Here is an 18,304-nt window from a genome sequence, read left to right on the forward strand (position 1 = left end):
GGGTATGATTAAGGATATAATGCGTTCTGATATAGTAAAACTTAAATCAGACGATATACTTAGCAAGGCACTAAAAATAATGTACGAACACAATGTAAATGGAGCTCCTGTAATTGACTCAAATGGGAAATTAATTGGGATGATAGTTAAAGCAGATATATATAGGTTCTTAATGGAAGAAGGTCACTTTGATACGTGTCCTATAGATTGGGTAATGACAAAAGATGTAATAACTGCAAATAAAGATGAGGAAATAATTGATGCCGCAAAGAGACTTAGAGAAAACAACATAATAGCTATACCGGTTGTAGATGATAACGAAATTGTAGAAGGAATTGTATCCATTGAAGATATAATTGATTATGCAATAAAAAAATTCTAATGTTTCAAATATAAAAAATCCAGTACATATTACTGGATTTTTTATATTTGCATTCTTATATTAATTTTTATGATTTTGTTTGCTAGCACAACTATGATTCATAGTACATGAACTGCAGCTGCAGCAGTTTTTACCTTTAAACTTGTTTTTTATATTATTTACTAATATATATATGGCAATTATAGCTATAATTAAACCTATTAATATTTCAACCATTTATATGCACCATCCTTTAAAATATAATAGAACCTACTTTAAATACAATAAAAGAAAGTATCCATGCAAATACAATTTGATATGTTACAGAAAATGCAGCCATCTTACTGCCATACTCTTTTTTCATAGCTGATATTGAAGAAACACATGGAGTATAAAAAAGAACAAATACTAAAAATGAGTAGGCTGAAATAGGTGAAAAATGCATTGGTAAAATTGTTTGCAAATTATTTCCGTATACTATTCCCATGGTTCCAATTACAATTTCTTTTGCCATTATTCCTGCTATGAGTGATACTGAATTTTGCCATGATCCATATGCCATAGGTGAAAATATTGGACTTAAAAATTTACCTATGTAGGATAAAATACTTTTATCCATAGAAACCATTCCACTTGTATTGAAATTAGATAAAAACCATATTAAAACCGACATGGAAAATATTATAGTTCCAGCTTTTTTAAGAAATCCCTTGGCTTTTTCCCAGGTATGAATAATTAGATTTTTAAATTCGGGAATATTATATTTTGGAAGTTCAATTATAAATGGCTCTTCATCTTTTTTAAATATTGTATTTTTGAATAGTATCCCAAGTATAAAAGCAAAAGCTATACCGAGCAGATATAATGAAAAAACTACTTCTGTCTGGTATCCAACAAAGAAGGCCGATGCAAATAATGCATATATTGGCAGCTTGGCATTACACGACATAAAAGGAACAAGGAGAGCTGTAAGTTTCCTATCTTTTTCACTCTCTAAAGTTCTCGATGACATAATTGCAGGCACTGAACATCCAAAACCGACTATGAGTGGAATAAATGCTTTTCCTGAGAGACCCATTTTCCTCATAAGCTTGTCCATTATAAGTGCACCTCTTGACATATAACCGCTGTCTTCTAAAAATGATATGCCTAAAAAAAGACAAAATATAATTGGAAAGAATACAATTACAGATCCTACACCTGCAAGTATACCATCGATTAAAAGTGAACTGAACCATGGACTGGATGATGAGAGTAAAGTTTTTAAATAGGGAGTAAGGCTATTTGACAGGTAGTTACTAAATACATCTGCAATTGGCTGGCCGACCCAGCTGAAAGTGATTTTAAAAATTAAGAAGAGTGCAATTAAAAATATTGGATAAGCTAAAAATCTATTGAGTACAATTTTATCTATTTTCTCAGTATATGAAATAAATTTATCTTTTGTAACTGTAGTGCATTTTTTCAGTATATCATTTATAAAAGAATATGTTTCCTTTTCCGTTTTAAATTCAAAAGTATTAACTGCTTTGGAAATATTTTTGAATTTCTGTTTTACAAGTAAATCTTTGAGTATGTCTATACCTTTTTTCTTGGTAGCTATTATAGGAACTACTGTGACACCTAATTCAGTTCCTAATTTTTCACAATCAATATTTATTCCATTTGAAATAGCCACATCCATCATGTTTAAAACTAAAATTATAGGTTTGCTAAATTGTTTGAGTTGTGTGGTAAGGTATAAGTTTCTATTTAAATTGGATGCATCTACTATGTTTATTATGACATCAGCATTACCATCAATTAAAAAATTTTTGGAAACTTTTTCTTCATTTGAATATGTGTCCATGGCATATATGCCTGGCAAATCTACAATTTTTATATTTTCAAAATAACCTTCTTTTTTTTCTACTGTTACTCCAGCCCAATTACCTACATATTGATTTGAACCAGTTAAACTATTAAATAAAGAAGTTTTTCCAACATTAGGATTACCTAGTAAAGCGGCTGTAATCATATATTCCCTCCAAACATTTTATGATTTTATAATAATTAGTTTAAAATTGCTATATTTTCAGCATCTTTCTTACGTATAGCAAGATCAAAACCTCTGAAATTTATAACAAGTGGATCACCAAAGGGAGCGAAGGTTTTTAACATTACTTCAGTGCCTTCAATACACCCTAGAGCAAGAAGTCTTTTGACCAATTTTTTATCTCCGCTTATATTTTTTATAAAAGCCTTTTGTCCAGGTTTTAAATCACAAATACTCAATTAGATCACCTCACTATCAATTTATAATGAAATCCATTATCAATTCAATTACATAGTATCATCTTTATATTGCACTGTCAATATTAACTTTTATTTTCAATTAAAATTTATTATCATTTATGCTATTGACAGAGTAAATTTAAATTGATATAATTAAAAACATTAATTGAATATAAATCTTGAACTTATCAAGAGAGGTGGAGGGACAGGCCCTTTGAAACCCGGCAACCAGTATTTTTTATAGTACAATGGTGCTAATTCCTGCAGCGAAAGCTGAAAGATGAGATAATATTTTGTAATTGAATCTGAGGTTTTCCTCGGATTTTTGTGCTTTTTGGACAAAACATATTAGGAGGGTTAGTAATTGATAGATATCAATAATGTAGGAAAAATTTTTGGAAGTAAGCACGTATTGAAAAATATAAACCTTCATATAAAAGAAGGCGAAATATTTGGAATTGTAGGTCACAGTGGAGCTGGAAAATCTACGCTTCTTAGATGTTTAAATGGACTTGAAACTTATGATAGTGGAAGCATAAAAATAATGGACAAGGAAGTTAAAGATTTAAAAGGGAAGGAAATAAGAGTATTTAGAAAAAATTTAGGAATGATATTTCAAAATTTCAATTTACTAAACAGAAAAAATGTATATGATAATATAGCACTTCCACTTGAGGTTTGGGGAATTGAAAAGAATAAAATAAAGAAAAGGGTTGAAGAACTGTTAAACTTAGTTGGACTTTTAGATAAATCAGAAAGTATGCCGAAAGAATTAAGCGGTGGACAAAAACAGAGAGTGGCTATTGCAAGGGCACTTGCCCTAAATCCAAATATACTTTTATGTGATGAAGCTACATCAGCTTTAGATCCTAATACAACCAAATCCATACTTGAACTTTTGAAAAAGATAAATAGTGAATTTAAAATAACTATAATTGTAGTAACACATCAGATGGAAGTAATAAAGGATATATGCAACAAGGTAGCCATTATCGATGATGGTAAAATAAAAGATGTAGGAAATGTTGAAGAAGTATTTTTAAAACCTGGAAAGAATCTCAAAAAATTATTGGGAAATGAAAGCTTGCTGCCGGATGAAGGCAAAAACATAAGAGTATTTTTCCCTAAAGATATAAGCCAGAGTAATTTGATAACTTCAATGGCAATAGATTTAAATATAAAATTTTCTATAGTATGGGGAAAGCTTGAAAGGTTTAGAAATGATGTTTTAGGAAATTTAGTTATAAACGTAGATGAAAAAGATATGGATGCAATATGCAAGTATCTTTCTTCAAGAAATGTTACATGGGAGGTAGAATAGATGGGATTTAGCGAAACATTTCAGGAAATATTGCTGCCAGCTATAGGGCAAACGCTTTATATGGTTATAATTTCTACAGTATTGGCAGTAATTATAGGATTTATACCGGCCATATTATTGATAGTAACGCAGGATAATGGACTCAGGCCAAATAAAATAGTTTATAAAGTACTTGATATAATAGTAAATTTATTAAGATCGTTTCCTTTTATAATACTCATGATAGCAATTTTCCCTATTACGAGGATTATAGTTGGAAAAACAATAGGTACTACAGCTGCAATAGTCCCAATTACAATAGCGGCAGCACCTTTTGCAGCAAGGGTAATTGAATCTTCACTTAAAGAAGTTGATCCTGGAATAATAGAGGCGGCAAAATCTTTTGGAGCTAGCAATACACAGATAATATTTAAAGTTATGATCAAGGAGGCACTTCCATCTATAGTACTTGGAATTACACTTACAGTTATAAGTGTGGTAGGTTGTTCTGCAATGGCAGGTACCGTAGGCGGCGGCGGACTTGGTGATGTAGCTGTAAAATATGGATATTACAGATTTGAAACTGATGTAATGGTATATACAGTAGTAATACTTATAATATTTGTTCAACTTCTTCAGACTATTGGAAATCTTATATATAAGAAACTTAATAAGTAAATACTTTTAGATAAGGAAATATTGAATACCTGTTAGCGTTAGATTTATCGCTGGCAGGTATTTATTTTAAATAAATATTTTTTAGTGGCATTTTTGCAGTATTTAGAATAAACTGTTATATTAATATAGTATAAATATTAATATAAAAAAGGAGGAAGCTTATTATGAATAAAGCAGCTTTTTTTGATATAGATGGAACTTTATATAGGGAAGGATTAATAACGGAAGTATTTAAGAAACTTGTAAAATATGAAGTCATACCAACTGATAGATGGTATAAAGAAGTAAAACCAAGGTATGAAAAATGGGATAAACGTCAGGGCAATTACGATGATTATTTACTAAAAATGGCAGACATTTATGTAGAAGCTATAAAAGGACTTCATAAATCCCAAATAGAGTTTATAGCTAAAAATGTTATATCACAAAAAGGTGATAGAGTTTATACTTACACGAGAGACAGAATAAAGTGGCATAAGAAAAATGGTTATAAAGTAATTACCATATCTGGAAGCCCTATAGAATTGGTAAGGGAAATGTCAAAAAAACATGGCTTTGACGATTATATTGGAGCAAAATATATTATAGATAAAAATGATAAATATACAGGCGAAGTTATTCCTATGTGGGATAGTCAGAGTAAAAAAAAGGCTATAGAAGATCTAGTTAAGAAATATGATATAGATCTGGAAAAAAGCTACAGCTATGGAGATACAGCCGGAGACTTTGATATGTTAAGTTTAGTTGGAAATCCTGTCTGTGTTAATCCTACAAGAGAGCTTGTAAAGGAAATAATGGAAAATAATTTTATTAAAAATAAAGTTAGGATAGTAGTTGAAAGAAAGGATATGATATATAATTTAAATGCTGAGTGTATAGATATAATTTAAAATTAGCGATATTTTTAGTATAATTAGATTAACTATATTAACTATGCAGTACAAGTTTTAGAAAAGAAGTGGTAAAGTGATAGAAAGACACAATAGTATATGTGTTAGTAGGCCCAAATTTGAAGAAATCTTAAAAGTGAATGGAAATATATTTGACTTTAAAGATGCTTTATTTTTTGATTTAGAGCATTATATATATAGGAAACCTATATGCATAGGCGTGTTTGGATGCTGTATTTATAATTGCAATAAAGGTGAGCTGGAAGTAACACAATATATGATAGAAAATAAAGACGATTCAAATTTAATACTCAAATTTGCAGAAGATTATTTTATAAACATGTGGAATAGAGGGAAAAGATACATTGTAACATTTTCCGGGAATAATGATTTTACTGTAATAAATTATCTTTTTAAAAAGTATGATTTAAAATTCGATATTCTGGAGCATTTCTTCCACATTGATTTGCAAAAGCAATATGAAAAAGAAAATAATACTTCTATAGGTTTAAAAAATTTAGAAAAAGAATTTGATATTATACGGGAAAGTGAGGTTATAAGTGGATCAAATTTAGCTAAAACTTTTAGCAAAATAATGAAAGATAGTAAATATATAAATAGAATGCCTAAAGATAAAATAAAAAAGATACTTTTATATAATGAACAGGATGTAGTAAGCTTGTTTTATATGTGTGCAAAATGGAAAAGTGTTTTTTTTAATTAGTTTAGAAAAGGAGAATTTTTATGATTTTTAGTCCAATAAAAAGTACAAAGGTTTATGAACAAGTAATAGAACAAATAAAGAATATGATTGTTGATGGAACATTAAAGAGAGGTGACAGGCTTCCATCTGAAAGAGAATTGGTTGAAAACTTAGAAGTAAGCAGAACATCTGTAAGAGAAGCTATAAGAGCACTTCAAATTATGGGGTTGATAGAATGCAAGCAGGGTGAAGGAAATTTTATAAAAGAAAATTTTGAAAATACATTATTAGAGCCAATTTCAATAATGTTTATGCTGCAGCAAAGTGATCCTGAACAAATATTAGATGTCAGGAAAATAATAGAAACAGAAACTGCAGCGCTTGCAGCTGAAAGAATAACTGAAGAACAGCTTGATGAGTTGAAAAAGTTAACTGAATCTTTTCAAGTATGCAGAAATGAAAATGAAAATGTAAAATTTGATAAACAATTTCATTATAAAATTGCAAAAGCATCAGCAAATTTGCTAATAGTCAATATATTAAATGCAATGTCTTCACTTATGGATTCATTCCTAGAAGATGCCAGAAAAAAGATACTTATAGATAAGGAAAATGTTATGGTACTTGCAAATCAGCATAAGCTTATTTATGAATCTATTAGAGATGGAAATGGAGCTAAAGCTTCAGAAGAAATGAGGAAACACCTGGAATTCACAAATGAATATATAAGAAGGAATGTATAACATAGTTAAAAATATGTCATTTATTTTTACAATATATAGTAGACACTTAATATATATTGTAAAAAAATAAATGAATTTATATCAATTGAAATATTAAAACATCTATAATGCCTATTAAACAATACTTTAAGATGATTATGGATTATCAATTGAAAAAATTGTTATAATGATGCTTCTGAATTAAAATATATTTGTGTTATTTTTGTAACTATTGTAGAAATTTAAAAAGATATGTGTTATTATAATGCTAAGGAAATTGGTAATACCATCATACCAATTTAGTGAATTGGTATGATCAAATAAAATTTCTTCCCATAAAAGAAAGATATGATATAATATAATAGTAGAATAAATGATAGTTAAGTTATTAACAATGTTTTAAAGTTTTAGTACAAAATTAAAATTATATGAAAAAAATTATGTAGTAAAAAGGTATGTAAACGTTATTAATAAGACAAACTGTAGATTTGTGGTCAATGAAAACGATGTTAATTTAATAACAATTGTATCAATTTTAACAAAAATGTGCTAAACTTTAAATAAAGTTATTGGTACTACCATAGTACCATGACACTATTATATTAGCTTGGGGGGAAAAGGAATGTTATTTTTAAAATTTTTATTAGCTATGTTACCAATTATTTGGCTTATAGTCGCATTGGGTAAATTAAAAATGCCGGGCCATAAAGCGTGTTCTATTGCACTTGTTATTACAATAATTTTAGCTGTTGGTTTCTGGAAATTAAATGTTGTTTATACTGCATCAGCGGTATTGGAAGGACTATTAAACGCCTTGTGGCCAATTTGTTTGGTTATTGTTGCAGCTTTGTTTACGTATAATTTGACTTTACGTACAGGGGCCATGGAATCAATAAAAAAAATGTTGGCTGGAGTTTCTATTGATAAAAGAGTTTTAGTATTACTTATTGGATGGGGATTCGGTAACTTCATGGAAGGAATGGCAGGTTTTGGTACAGCAGTTGCTATTCCGGCATCTATGCTCGCTGGTGTTGGATTAAACCCATTTTCAGCAGTTGTAGCTTGTTTAGTTGCTAATAGTACACCAACTGCATTTGGATCAGTTGGAATACCACTTGTAACACTTTCATCAGTAACCGGAGTTACATCTCATGTATTAGCAGCAAATACAGTAATGATTGAAGTAATTATTACTTTTATAAGCCCATTTCTTATGGTATGCATTGTAGGTGGTGGAATAAAGGCATTAAAAGGAGCACTTCCTATTACGTTAATTTCAGCATTATCATTTGTATTACCTTGGTATGTTACAGCAGTAGTAGTTGGAGCAGAATTGCCAAATATAGTAGGTTCTATTTGCTGTATGGCATGTACAGTTATTGCAGCAAAAATATTTAATAAAAAACCTGCAGATGAGTATTGTATTGGAGCTAAAGATAAAAAAGAAGGAGAAGAAAGTTTATCCTTCGGTAAGGCAGTACAAGCATGGAGTCCATTTATTTTAATATTCATTTTTTTATTAATTACATCAACTTTATGTCCAGCAATTAATCATTTAATTGCAAAATACAAAACCGTTGCTGTTGTATATGCTGGCAAAGGCGGAGGTAAATTGACTTTTAGTTGGGTAAATACACCAGGTGTTATCATTTTTGTTGCTGCAATTATTGGTGGCATTATTCAACATGCAAAAGCATCAACGATGTTAGATGTATTGCTTGATACATTAAAAGCAAACTGGAAAGCAATGGCTACAATTTGTGCTGTTATGGCAGTAGCAAAGGTAATGGGCTATAGTGGAATGATTGCAGATATTGCAGGCCTTTTAGTTGTAGCTACAGGAAGAGCATATCCAGCGATTTCCCCATTAATTGGAGCTATTGGAGCATTTGTTACAGGCTCAGGTACATCAACCAGTGTTTTATTCGGAGGATTACAAGCAAAAACAGCTACAAGTCTTGGACTTTCTGCATCATGGATGGGAGCAGCAAATGTTCTTGGAGCAGGTATTGGAAAGATGATCTGCCCTCAAAGTATTGCAATTGGTGTAACTGCAGTTAATAAATCTGGTTCGGAAAGTAAGATTTTAGGAAGTGTGTTTAAATATTTCCTACTTTATGTAATTCTTGGTGGTATCATATGTTTTGTAGGAACATTAATATAATAGGTACTAACAAAAAATTGGATTTAATTGGATTTATATAATCAAATTTATAAATTAAAATAATTATATATTTTTAATAATTGGGAGGCCTTAATTATGGCAAAAATAAAGTTACCATATAATAAAAAGTTACTTGAAGTTGAAATTGAAGATAAAAATCTTGCTGCAGTACTTGAATCCAAGGCAGCAAATTATAAGACGGATCTTACGGAAGCTGAAATAGTTGAAAAAGCACTTGACAATCCTATTGGATCACCTAAGCTTGAGGAACTTGTTAAAGGAAAGAAAAATATGGTCATAATAAGCAGCGACCATACAAGACCTGTTCCAAGTAAGATTATAATGCCAATACTTTTAAAGAGAATAAGAAAAGTAAATCCTAACATAGATATAAAAATTTTAATTGCCACAGGATTTCATAGACTTACAACAAAGGAAGAGCTAATAGCTAAATTCGGTGAGGAAATAGTTAAAAATGAAAAAATCGTAATTCACGATTCACGTGATGACAGCAGCCTTGTAAAAATAGGAACCCTTCCATCAGGTGGAGAACTTATAATTAATAAATTGGCTGCCAATGCAGAACTTTTAATTGCAGAGGGATTTATAGAATCACATTTCTTTGCTGGATTTTCAGGTGGAAGGAAGAGTATACTTCCAGGTATAGCTTCTGCAAAAACTGTTATGGCAAATCATTGTGCAGAATTTATAGCAAGTCCATTTGCTAGAACAGGAAAACTTGAAAATAATCCAATTCATAAGGATATGCTATATGCAGCAGAAAAAGCAAAACTGGCATTTATAATAAACGTTGTCATAGACGGAGATAAAAAAATAATAAATGCTTTTGCAGGTCATAGCAAATTGGCACATGAGGATGGATGTAAGTTTGTATTGAATTTATCTAAAGTTAATAAAGTTGATGCAGATATTGCAATTTCAACTAATGGTGGATATCCTCTAGATCAGAATATATATCAGTCAGTTAAAGGAATGACAGCAGGTGAGGCAACATGTAGAGATGGTGGAGTAATAATAATGGTAGCTGCCTGCAATGATGGTCATGGTGGAGAAGGATTTTATAATAATTTAGCTAATGTAAAATCTCCTAAAGAATTTTTAGATAAAGTTTCAAAGGTTCCTAGAAATAAAACTGTACCTGATCAATGGGAATCACAGATACTTGCAAGAATACTTGACAAGCATACTGTAATTATGGTAACTGATATGTGTGATCCAGACATTATAAAGAATATTCATATGCAGCATGCCTATACTTTTGAAGAAGCATTGAAGAGAGCATATGATATTGTAGGAAAAGATGCAAAAGTTGCAGTTGTACCAGATGGGGTTGCTGTAATTGTAAGTTAAGTTTAAATGGTTGAGAAAATTTTATAACGTATATTTACAATAAGAAATTTCATGTAACTATTCAGGCATTGATAAATTTAAATTATTGTTTCATGAACTTATAAGCCAGTTTAAAAACTTACACATTTTGACCACTGTAAGAATACATTAATATAATTACTTTAAAACATAAACTGGTTCTTAAAAACAATATATAGTGACTGGATAGTTACAATCTTGTAAAAATTTATAAAAAAAAATAGAGACAAATTTCACTTTTTATTGTATAAATTATTTGCCACAACAACTTTAACAAAAGGAGTGAATAATATGCCTCATAACAATATTTTAACATAAAAATAACCAATAAATCAATTTTTATTAAACCTGTTTTAAAGTATATTGAAGAATTTGTTATATGTAAATATACAAATATTCGCTAGTTAATTTACAGAATTTTGATAATATTTTTAAAACTTTAAAAACTACATAAAAATCAGTATAAGTGTAAATATATATTGTAAGAAGTTTATATAAAAATTTTTTCATTCATAGTTAAGTTTAAATAGTTTTAAATAACTTTTAATATAAATATTAAATTTTTGGAGGTAGTTTAAATGGATATATTAGTATGTATAAAACAAGTTCCAGGAACATCAAAAGTTGAAGTTGATCCTGTAACAGGAGTATTAAAAAGAGATGGAATAGATTCAAAAATGAATCCATATGACTTATTTGCTCTTGAAACAGCACTTAAGTTGAAAGAAAAACATGGAGGTACAATAAAGGTAATAAGTATGGGACCACCTCAGGCAGCAGATGTAATAAAAGAAGCCTACATGATGGGTGCAGACTGTGGAACACTACTTTCAGATAGAAAATTCGCAGGTGCAGATGTACTTGCTACATCTTATACTATATCCCAGGGAATTAGAAAAATGGGACATATAGATTTGATATTATGTGGAAAACAGACAACTGATGGAGACACAGCACAGGTAGGACCTGAAATGGCAGAATATCTTAAAATTCCACATATTGCAAATGTTCTAAGTATTAAAGATGTAAAAGATGATTCTATAGTAGTTGAAATGGATATGCCAAATACAGTTGAAATAGCTGATGTTAAATTCCCATGTCTTTTAACTGTAGAAAAGGATATATATCAGCCAAGACTGCCATCTTACAAGAAAAAATTAGCTACAAAAGATAGAAAAATTGATATGTTAAGTTTTAAGGATTTTGAAGATCAGGATGAAAATAAATATGGTTTGAATGGTTCACCAACACAGGTAGAGAGAATATTCCCACCAGCAGTTAATACTGATAAAGAAATGTGGACGGGTACAGGTGAAGAGGTTTCAGAAAAATTAGAGGGTAAACTTAAGGAACTTAAATTTCTTTAGAATTAAATGTTGAATTATTATTTATAAAATTGGGAGGAATTGAAAATGGGAAAATTAGTAGTACATCAGGAAAAATTGAATCCAGAGATAATAAAAGAATTGACTAACATATGTCCTTTTGGAGCTATGACTGAGGTAGATGGAAAAATTGATATATCAGCTGGATGTAAAATGTGTAGACTTTGTGTTAAAAAAGGTCCTAAGGGAGTAGTAGAATTTGTAGAAGATAAAGTAGAAGAGATAGATAAGAGTCTTTGGAAAGGAATTGCTGTATATGTAGATCATGTAGAGGGAAATATCCACCCTGTTACTTATGAACTCATAGGTAAAGCTAAAGAACTTGCAGCTAAAATAAACCATCCAGTATATGCTATCTTTGTAGGATGCAATATAAAAGACAAGGCAGAAGAGCTTCTTCACTATGGAGTAGATGAAGTATTTGTATATGACTATGACGAACTTAAAGATTTTAGAATAGAACCATATACTGCAGCAATTGAGGACTTTATAAATAAGGTTAAACCAAGTACACTTTTAGTTGGAGCAACTACAGTTGGAAGATCACTTGCACCAAGAGTTGCAGCTAGATTTAGAACTGGACTTACAGCTGACTGTACAATACTTGATATGAAGGAAAATACAGATCTTGTTCAGATAAGACCAGCTTTCGGCGGTAATATAATGGCACAGATATTAAATCCAAATCACAGACCACAACTTGCAACTGTAAGATATAAGGTTATGGATGCACCAGTTAGATCTGATGAGACTTCAGGAAAGATAACTATAGAGAAGATAGACAAGAGTAAATTAGAATCAGGAATAAATGTTCTTAAAGTAACTAAGAAGGAAGTAGAAGTTGGAATATCTGATGCAGATGTTATAGTAGCAGTAGGTAGAGGAGTTAAATCTGAAAAAGATCTTGATATGATAAAAGAACTTGCAGATTTACTTGGAGGACAGGTTGCAACAACAAGACCTCTCATAGAAGCAGGTTGGGCAGATGCAAAAAGACAGATCGGACTTAGTGGAAGAACTGTTAAACCAAAGCTTATAATAGCATGTGGAATATCAGGTGCAATCCAATTTGTAGCAGGTATGAACAATTCAGATACTATAGTTGCTATAAATAAAGACCCTAAGGCTTCTATATTTAATGTAGCTCATTATGGAATTGTAGGAGATATATACGAGATAGTACCAAAATTGATAGAAGATATAAAAATGAAAAATGGTATTAAGACCGAGGCAATATAGAAAATTTTAAGATTAATTTAAATTTAGGAGGTATTGGACATGGAAAAATGTGCTCAGAAATATAAAAAGTTGGATAATAATGATGTAAAATTTCTAGTGGATTTGCTGGGACAGGAAAGAGTCTTTACTGGCAAAGATATAAATGATGATTTTAGCCATGATGAATTAGGCGGTGTTAGCAAATATCCTGATGCCATGGTAGAAGTTTTAAGTGCGGAAGAAGTTTCAAAAATAATGGCTTATGCTTATGAAAATAATATTCCAGTAGTAGGTAGAGGTTCAGGAACAGGACTTGTTGGATCATCAGTTCCTATCGAAGGCGGAATAATGATAAATATGACTCAGATGAATAATATTCTTGAAATTGATGAGGAAAATTTAACACTTACACTTGAACCAGGAGTTTTACTCATGGATATAGCTAAGTATGTTGAAGACCACGATCTTTTCTATCCACCAGATCCAGGTGAAAAATCTGCAACTATTGGTGGAAACATAAGCACTAATGCAGGTGGTATGAGAGCAGTTAAGTATGGAGTTACAAGAGACTATGTAAGAGGTCTTGAAATAGTGCTTCCAACTGGAAAGATATTAGAATTAGGTGGAAAAGTAGTAAAGAACAGTTCAGGTTATAGCATAAAGGATTTGATATGTGGATCTGAAGGAACTCTTGGAATAATTACAAAAATAATATTGAAGCTTCTTCCACTGCCAAAGAAATCTATAAGTCTTTTGGTACCATTCCCAGATCTTGAAACAGCTATAAATACTGTTCCAAAGATCATAAAATCAAAATCAATACCAACTGCTATAGAATTTATGCAGAGAGAAGTAATACTTGCAGCAGAAGAATTTTTAGGTAAAAAATTCCCTGATAATTCATCAGATGCTTATCTTCTATTGACTTTCGATGGAAATAGTAAAGAACAGATAGAAGCAGATTACGAAAAAGTAGCAGACATATGCTTGGAAGAAGGAGCACTTGATGTATATATTTCAGATACTGACGAGAGAAAAGAAGCTGTTTGGTCTGCAAGAGGAGCATTCCTTGAAGCTGTAAAAGCAACTACTACAGAAATGGATGAGTGTGATGTTGTAGTTCCAAGAAATAGAGTAGCTGAATTTGTAAAATATACAAATGACCTTCAAAAACAATTCAATATAAGAATAAGAAGTTTCGGACATGCAGGAGATGGAAACTTACACGTTTACATATTAAGAGATGATCTTTCAAAAGAAGAATGGGAAAAGAAATTAAGTGATATCTTTGATTGCATGTATAAGAAATCAGAAGAACTTGATGGACTTGTTTCAGGAGAACATGGAATAGGTTATGCTAAAAAGAAATATATGTTCCGTCAATATGGAGAGGATTATATAGCTCTTATGAAAAATATAAAACTTGCATTTGACCCTAAGAACATATTGAACCCAGGAAAAGTTTGTGAATAACGCTTACTTCTAAATAATTGATAATAAAAAAATGAGCTTTTGTATTAATTGCAAAAGCTCATTTTTTTATAGTATTTTTTATTAATTATAAAGTTACAGTTTAAATATTATGTTAATTAAAAAGAATGTAAACAAGTGACTTTGAATTATATGCTATAATGGATTTATAAAACTACAAGAAATGAATTAATTAAGTGTGCCAGGTTAAATAATAAGTATATAGATGTAATAGTTAAAGAAAACAGAACAAACTCATGATAATGAAATAGAAAAAGCCAAAATTTTTTTTGGCAATTAATGCTGATAAAGCAGCTGATAAAATACTTAATGCTATAATAAATAAAAAGAAAAAATATATGTTTCTAAAAGATGGCGTATTTTAGCTTGGCTAATTAATATACTTTCTGAAAGATTTAGAGTAAAATAACTTAACTTTAAAATTAATATAGTTTAAGAATAACTAGATAAGAACATTTTATGCTAATATCTAGTTATTTTAAATTATTCATTTGTTTTAATATTCTTTTATAATATTGGTACACAAATTTCGCAATAGTTCTTATTTATCATCTGCACTGCATAGCGTTCAAGAGTAGGTCTTCTATCATCAAATTTATAGTTTCTTTTTGATAACTCCGAAAATATCTCCATCCATGCTTTTTGTATAGCATCTACTGTATGACTTATTTTAAATACGTAATATTTTCCGCCAATAGTTTTTCTAAAATTAATATATTTATTATCAACCTTAAATTCATCCGAAACAACTAAACATGTATCATAACGACAATCTTTAGGTTCTGTGAATTGAGGGTTATCTTAGGCTATTCCTAATATAATTGAACTTTCATTAAATAAGTTTTTTTCTCTAGCCAAACTTTTTAATTGTTCCATTATTTGAACATTACATGAACCATAAGAGCCTATTCTTCGTATATAAGCTATTTTTATATGAGGGTATCATTTCAATATTAATATTCATAAATTTACCTTCTTTTTAAATAGAGTACATCGATGCCTGTATTCATCATATTTAGTGAAAAGGAATTATTTGAATTCCATAGACCTAGAATAAAACTTTTAGTAGAATCTGGAGTTGATATTTTAGCTTGTGAAACAATTCCAAGTTTAAAGGGCTATTGCTGAGCTCCTTCAAGAATTTCCTGAAGTTTATGCATGGATAAGTTTCAGTTGCAAAAATGACTATGAAATAAGCAATGGAACTCCTATTAAAGAATGTGCTGAATTTTTTTTAATCAAAAATCAAAAACTATAATATATCTATTTTTATCTAATTTTTCTGTATTATAATACTTAATTTCCTCCTTGATTTTTTTGTAATATATTAGTAAGCTTTATATAATGTATTATTTATATGGTTACTATGTAAAATATACCTAAATTATTAACTAATCTTCTTCATTAGTTCAAAATTATACATAAAGACGTAGGAAAACAGTAGGACATTTAAAGTTTGATTGAAAAACGTGAAGTATACTTTTAAAACAGTTGAGAGTAAAAATTAAAATTATTATATTTTGGGATGGTATTTAAGATGAAAAATTTTAAAAATCAGATGAATGTAGGATATTTATTGGTAATTTTCGGAATAGTTAATATATTATATTTTCTTATTTGCTGCATAGTTTTTAATAGGTTCGTAAATTTTTCGGAAATTTTCATTATATTAGGGACTGCTTATGTAATATTAGGTATTTTTAAAGTCAAACTTCATAAAAATAAGCTTAATAAATTAGCAAGAAGATTTTTGAGAGTTTTAAAAGTTTTTATCTGCATAATTTGTGTTTCATTTATTTTTATTGAGGGGTGCATTTTTGTTAATGCTAATATAGATTATCATAAAAAACCTGACTATATTATGATTTTAGGTGCAGGAATCAGCGGAAAAAATATGCTACTAGTTCAGCTTCATAGGACTGAAGAGGGGCTTAAGTATATAAAGAAGAATCCAGGTATAAAAGTCATTGTTTCAGGTGGACAAGGGTCAGGTGAGGACATATCAGAAGCAGAAGCTATGAGAATATACCTTGTTCAACATGGAGTAAATAATGGGAATATAATAAAAGAAGAAAAGTCTAAAAATACTATAGAAAATATGAAATATACTAGTGAAATTTTAAGAAAAATAGATGGAAGAAAAAATATACGATTGGCTATTGTTACAAGTAATTTCCATGTTTTTAGAGCAAAGTTTTTGGCTAAAAGATGTGGATTTCAAACTGAAAGTATTTCCTCACCTGTAAATTATTTATTACTACCTAATTACTGTGTAAGAGAATACTTTGGCATTATTAAATCCTTTATTTTTGATAGATAATATTAGAAGCGATGACCAAAATACAAGAAGATCTCTGGAGATAAAATTTAAAAGGGGCAGAGGTCTAAATGATGACATAGAAAAGAAAATAAGATAATAAAAAATAATACAACTATAAGGAAGGATGCTTACGATATATACGCGAAGCCATTTTATAATTATGCTACACAATCACTTATACCACCAGGATCTACATTTAAACCAATGACGGCTATTGAAGGACTTGAAAGTGGAGCTATAACTCCTGATTTTGGTGTTGACGATAATGGTACTTTTGATAAAGGCGAAAAAAATAATATTGTACATTTTGATTCAGATGGTGCAAATGGATATATTGATTTAACTACAGCAATACAAAAATCCAATAACCCCTATTTCATGACAGTTGGCAAGAGAATTAGAGATTATTTTGGAGATGACAATTTAGCTAAATATGCATGGAAATTTGGACTTGGAGTATCTACAAGTGGAAATGTTAAAGCATCTAAAAACTGGAGTTAAAGCTGAAAATATAGCTGCTGTTAATGAAAAATGTACTGCAAGTTTAGGAAATCAGGATGATATAGGAAGAACAGATTACGCTGAGTATTTTAAAAATAGCATTACTAGTCAAACTACCGGTGCTCTACAAAATTAAGTTATTTAAATAATTTTAAATAACTCAACTATTTTTAATAATATATTTATGAAAGGAATATTAATTATTTATGACTAATTTTTTTGATTTAATTAAGCAGCTGTGTAGTCACTTCAGCGAATTTCTTCTGATAGAATTCTTGATATTCAGGAATGTGTCTTATGACACTTCCAGCAGCTTCTATCAAATAATAGCGTAAATAACGGTTGCCTGTTTTGCTCATTGGTGTATTTTCAGCCTTAAAACCACCAGATTGATTTTCTTTCCATACGATGCCAGCGTATTTGGCAATAGCATCATTTTTAGGAAATGCGTGTACACTGCCTAACTCGGCAAGAATACCACTTGAGTATACGGGACCAAAACCAGGGATTGACATTAAAATTTGGTATTCCACTGGATTTATACCATTAACAGTTTTTTAAATGGCTTTGTTAATAGCTTTAAGTTCCTTCTCAAAAGCCTGGATGCAGTTAAAAGAGCAAGCAACTGAAGTTGTTAAAGGCTCGTACAAACATTTATCAAGGCGATATGAATTACGTGCAGCCTGCTTAAGAACTTCTGCAATTATCTTAGGGTCAGAAATTCTTTTTCGACTTTTTTTATTGACAAAGTCAACAAGACATTCAACTGAAGCATTTGCAATTTCTTTAGAACTATTTTAGCATTAGGAAATTCACTTATAAATATTAAGTTAAAACTGTATAGATTAGAAAGTGAAAGAATCAGCAATATTAAATTGGGAGAACCCCACTAGGAAAATAGAATAGAA

Annotated in this window: 18 protein-coding genes, 2 pseudogenes and 1 riboswitch; of the genes and pseudogenes, 15 read left to right on the forward strand and 5 right to left on the reverse strand. The window is 29.9% G+C overall.

Annotated elements, in window-relative coordinates; translation table 11 throughout:
- Positions 1 to 4: 4 nt before the first annotated feature.
- Positions 5 to 382 carry a CBS domain-containing protein gene (locus J2Z42_RS02120; protein ID WP_209700702.1) on the forward strand — a complete coding sequence of 126 codons (378 nt, stop codon included), beginning with the start codon at positions 5 to 7 and terminating at the stop codon, positions 380 to 382.
- 60 nt (positions 383 to 442) lie between these two features.
- Here J2Z42_RS02120 and J2Z42_RS02125 read toward each other — a convergent pair whose 3' ends face one another.
- From J2Z42_RS02125 to J2Z42_RS02135, 3 genes are read right to left on the reverse strand one after another with little or no spacing between them, the layout of a single operon-like run.
- Positions 443 to 598 (reverse strand): FeoB-associated Cys-rich membrane protein, encoded by a 156-nt coding sequence (locus J2Z42_RS02125; protein ID WP_209700703.1) that lies wholly within the window; start codon positions 596 to 598, stop codon positions 443 to 445.
- Between the two features lie 16 nt (positions 599 to 614).
- Positions 615 to 2,378, reverse strand: coding sequence for a ferrous iron transport protein B (gene feoB, locus J2Z42_RS02130; RefSeq protein WP_209700704.1), 1,764 nt, complete (start codon positions 2,376 to 2,378; stop codon positions 615 to 617).
- 35 nt (positions 2,379 to 2,413) lie between these two features.
- Positions 2,414 to 2,635: a FeoA family protein gene (locus J2Z42_RS02135; RefSeq protein ID WP_209700705.1), complete on the reverse strand. Its 222-nt coding sequence runs from the start codon at positions 2,633 to 2,635 to the stop codon at positions 2,414 to 2,416.
- Positions 2,636 to 2,817: 182 nt separating this feature from the next.
- Positions 2,818 to 2,922: riboswitch (SAM riboswitch) on the forward strand.
- Between the two features lie 77 nt (positions 2,923 to 2,999).
- Between J2Z42_RS02135 and J2Z42_RS02140 the strand changes: the two genes are divergently transcribed.
- From J2Z42_RS02140 to J2Z42_RS02185, 10 genes are all read left to right on the forward strand, one after another.
- The gene (locus J2Z42_RS02140; protein WP_209700706.1) at positions 3,000 to 3,956 is read left to right on the forward strand and encodes a methionine ABC transporter ATP-binding protein; all 957 of its coding nucleotides are present in this window, start codon (positions 3,000 to 3,002) and stop codon (positions 3,954 to 3,956) included.
- Positions 3,957 to 4,613 carry a methionine ABC transporter permease gene (locus J2Z42_RS02145; RefSeq protein ID WP_209700707.1) on the forward strand — a complete coding sequence of 219 codons (657 nt, stop codon included), beginning with the start codon at positions 3,957 to 3,959 and terminating at the stop codon, positions 4,611 to 4,613.
- Between the two features lie 164 nt (positions 4,614 to 4,777).
- Complete coding sequence (locus J2Z42_RS02150) at positions 4,778 to 5,503, forward strand: HAD-IB family hydrolase (RefSeq protein WP_209700708.1); 726 nt, start codon at positions 4,778 to 4,780, stop codon at positions 5,501 to 5,503.
- Positions 5,504 to 5,579: 76 nt separating this feature from the next.
- The gene (locus J2Z42_RS02155) at positions 5,580 to 6,227 is read left to right on the forward strand and encodes a ribonuclease H-like domain-containing protein (protein ID WP_209700709.1); all 648 of its coding nucleotides are present in this window, start codon (positions 5,580 to 5,582) and stop codon (positions 6,225 to 6,227) included.
- Positions 6,228 to 6,250: 23 nt separating this feature from the next.
- On the forward strand, positions 6,251 to 6,949 hold the full coding sequence (locus J2Z42_RS02160) for a FadR/GntR family transcriptional regulator (RefSeq protein ID WP_209700818.1): 699 nt from the start codon (positions 6,251 to 6,253) through the stop codon (positions 6,947 to 6,949).
- A gap of 601 nt (positions 6,950 to 7,550) precedes the next feature.
- Complete coding sequence (locus J2Z42_RS02165) at positions 7,551 to 9,092, forward strand: L-lactate permease (RefSeq protein ID WP_209700710.1); 1,542 nt, start codon at positions 7,551 to 7,553, stop codon at positions 9,090 to 9,092.
- Between the two features lie 96 nt (positions 9,093 to 9,188).
- Positions 9,189 to 10,463: a nickel-dependent lactate racemase gene (gene larA, locus J2Z42_RS02170; protein WP_209700711.1), complete on the forward strand. Its 1,275-nt coding sequence runs from the start codon at positions 9,189 to 9,191 to the stop codon at positions 10,461 to 10,463.
- A 596-nt stretch (positions 10,464 to 11,059) separates the two neighbouring features.
- Complete coding sequence (locus J2Z42_RS02175) at positions 11,060 to 11,848, forward strand: electron transfer flavoprotein subunit beta/FixA family protein (protein WP_209700712.1); 789 nt, start codon at positions 11,060 to 11,062, stop codon at positions 11,846 to 11,848.
- A gap of 45 nt (positions 11,849 to 11,893) precedes the next feature.
- The gene (locus tag J2Z42_RS02180; protein ID WP_209700713.1) at positions 11,894 to 13,105 is read left to right on the forward strand and encodes an electron transfer flavoprotein subunit alpha/FixB family protein; all 1,212 of its coding nucleotides are present in this window, start codon (positions 11,894 to 11,896) and stop codon (positions 13,103 to 13,105) included.
- Positions 13,106 to 13,144: 39 nt separating this feature from the next.
- The gene (locus J2Z42_RS02185) at positions 13,145 to 14,557 is read left to right on the forward strand and encodes an FAD-binding oxidoreductase (protein ID WP_209700714.1); all 1,413 of its coding nucleotides are present in this window, start codon (positions 13,145 to 13,147) and stop codon (positions 14,555 to 14,557) included.
- A 525-nt stretch (positions 14,558 to 15,082) separates the two neighbouring features.
- Here the strand turns inward: J2Z42_RS02185 and J2Z42_RS02190 are convergent.
- A pseudogene (locus tag J2Z42_RS02190) lies at positions 15,083 to 15,539 on the reverse strand (AraC family transcriptional regulator).
- A 32-nt stretch (positions 15,540 to 15,571) separates the two neighbouring features.
- On the opposite strand from J2Z42_RS02190, the gene J2Z42_RS14360 reads away from it, so the two are divergent.
- The 4 genes and pseudogenes from J2Z42_RS14360 (at position 15,572) to J2Z42_RS02210 (ending at position 17,532) form a co-directional block, all read left to right on the forward strand.
- Positions 15,572 to 15,703, forward strand: a complete 132-nt coding sequence (locus tag J2Z42_RS14360) for a homocysteine S-methyltransferase family protein (RefSeq protein WP_245331426.1) — start codon at positions 15,572 to 15,574, stop codon at positions 15,701 to 15,703.
- Between the two features lie 409 nt (positions 15,704 to 16,112).
- Complete coding sequence (locus J2Z42_RS02200) at positions 16,113 to 16,895, forward strand: YdcF family protein (RefSeq protein WP_209700715.1); 783 nt, start codon at positions 16,113 to 16,115, stop codon at positions 16,893 to 16,895.
- An 87-nt stretch (positions 16,896 to 16,982) separates the two neighbouring features.
- Positions 16,983 to 17,381 (forward strand): annotated as a pseudogene (locus tag J2Z42_RS02205) (penicillin-binding transpeptidase domain-containing protein); the annotation flags it as partial.
- On the forward strand, positions 17,362 to 17,532 hold the full coding sequence (locus tag J2Z42_RS02210) for a hypothetical protein (protein WP_209700716.1): 171 nt from the start codon (positions 17,362 to 17,364) through the stop codon (positions 17,530 to 17,532). The pseudogene J2Z42_RS02205 and the gene J2Z42_RS02210, both read left to right, overlap by 20 nt.
- An 88-nt stretch (positions 17,533 to 17,620) precedes the next feature.
- On the opposite strand, the gene J2Z42_RS14365 is transcribed toward J2Z42_RS02210, so the two are convergent.
- A complete protein-coding gene (locus tag J2Z42_RS14365) occupies positions 17,621 to 17,929 on the reverse strand; it encodes a transposase (protein WP_342589983.1) in 309 nt (102 codons plus the stop codon).
- Positions 17,930 to 18,304 lie beyond the last annotated feature (375 nt).

The sequence above is a fragment of the Clostridium algifaecis genome (assembly GCF_017874415.1).
Lineage (GTDB): Bacteria > Bacillota > Clostridia > Clostridiales > Clostridiaceae > Clostridium_B > Clostridium_B algifaecis.

Excerpts from the sequence above, each read along its gene's own strand:
- feoB (WP_209700704.1), bottom strand. The coding sequence starts at position 2,378 with ATGATTACAGCCGCTTTACTAGGTAATCCTAATGTTGGAAAAACTTCT.
- J2Z42_RS02150 (WP_209700708.1), top strand. The coding sequence starts at position 4,778 with ATGAATAAAGCAGCTTTTTTTGATATAGATGGAACTTTATATAGGGAA.
- J2Z42_RS02200 (WP_209700715.1), top strand. The coding sequence starts at position 16,113 with ATGAAAAATTTTAAAAATCAGATGAATGTAGGATATTTATTGGTAATT.
- larA (WP_209700711.1), top strand. The coding sequence starts at position 9,189 with ATGGCAAAAATAAAGTTACCATATAATAAAAAGTTACTTGAAGTTGAA.
- J2Z42_RS02145 (WP_209700707.1), top strand. The coding sequence starts at position 3,957 with ATGGGATTTAGCGAAACATTTCAGGAAATATTGCTGCCAGCTATAGGG.
- J2Z42_RS02125 (WP_209700703.1), bottom strand. The coding sequence starts at position 598 with ATGGTTGAAATATTAATAGGTTTAATTATAGCTATAATTGCCATATAT.
- J2Z42_RS02180 (WP_209700713.1), top strand. The coding sequence starts at position 11,894 with ATGGGAAAATTAGTAGTACATCAGGAAAAATTGAATCCAGAGATAATA.
- J2Z42_RS02120 (WP_209700702.1), top strand. The coding sequence starts at position 5 with ATGATTAAGGATATAATGCGTTCTGATATAGTAAAACTTAAATCAGAC.
- J2Z42_RS02175 (WP_209700712.1), top strand. The coding sequence starts at position 11,060 with ATGGATATATTAGTATGTATAAAACAAGTTCCAGGAACATCAAAAGTT.
- J2Z42_RS14360 (WP_245331426.1), top strand. The coding sequence starts at position 15,572 with ATGCCTGTATTCATCATATTTAGTGAAAAGGAATTATTTGAATTCCAT.
- J2Z42_RS02185 (WP_209700714.1), top strand. The coding sequence starts at position 13,145 with ATGGAAAAATGTGCTCAGAAATATAAAAAGTTGGATAATAATGATGTA.
- J2Z42_RS02165 (WP_209700710.1), top strand. The coding sequence starts at position 7,551 with ATGTTATTTTTAAAATTTTTATTAGCTATGTTACCAATTATTTGGCTT.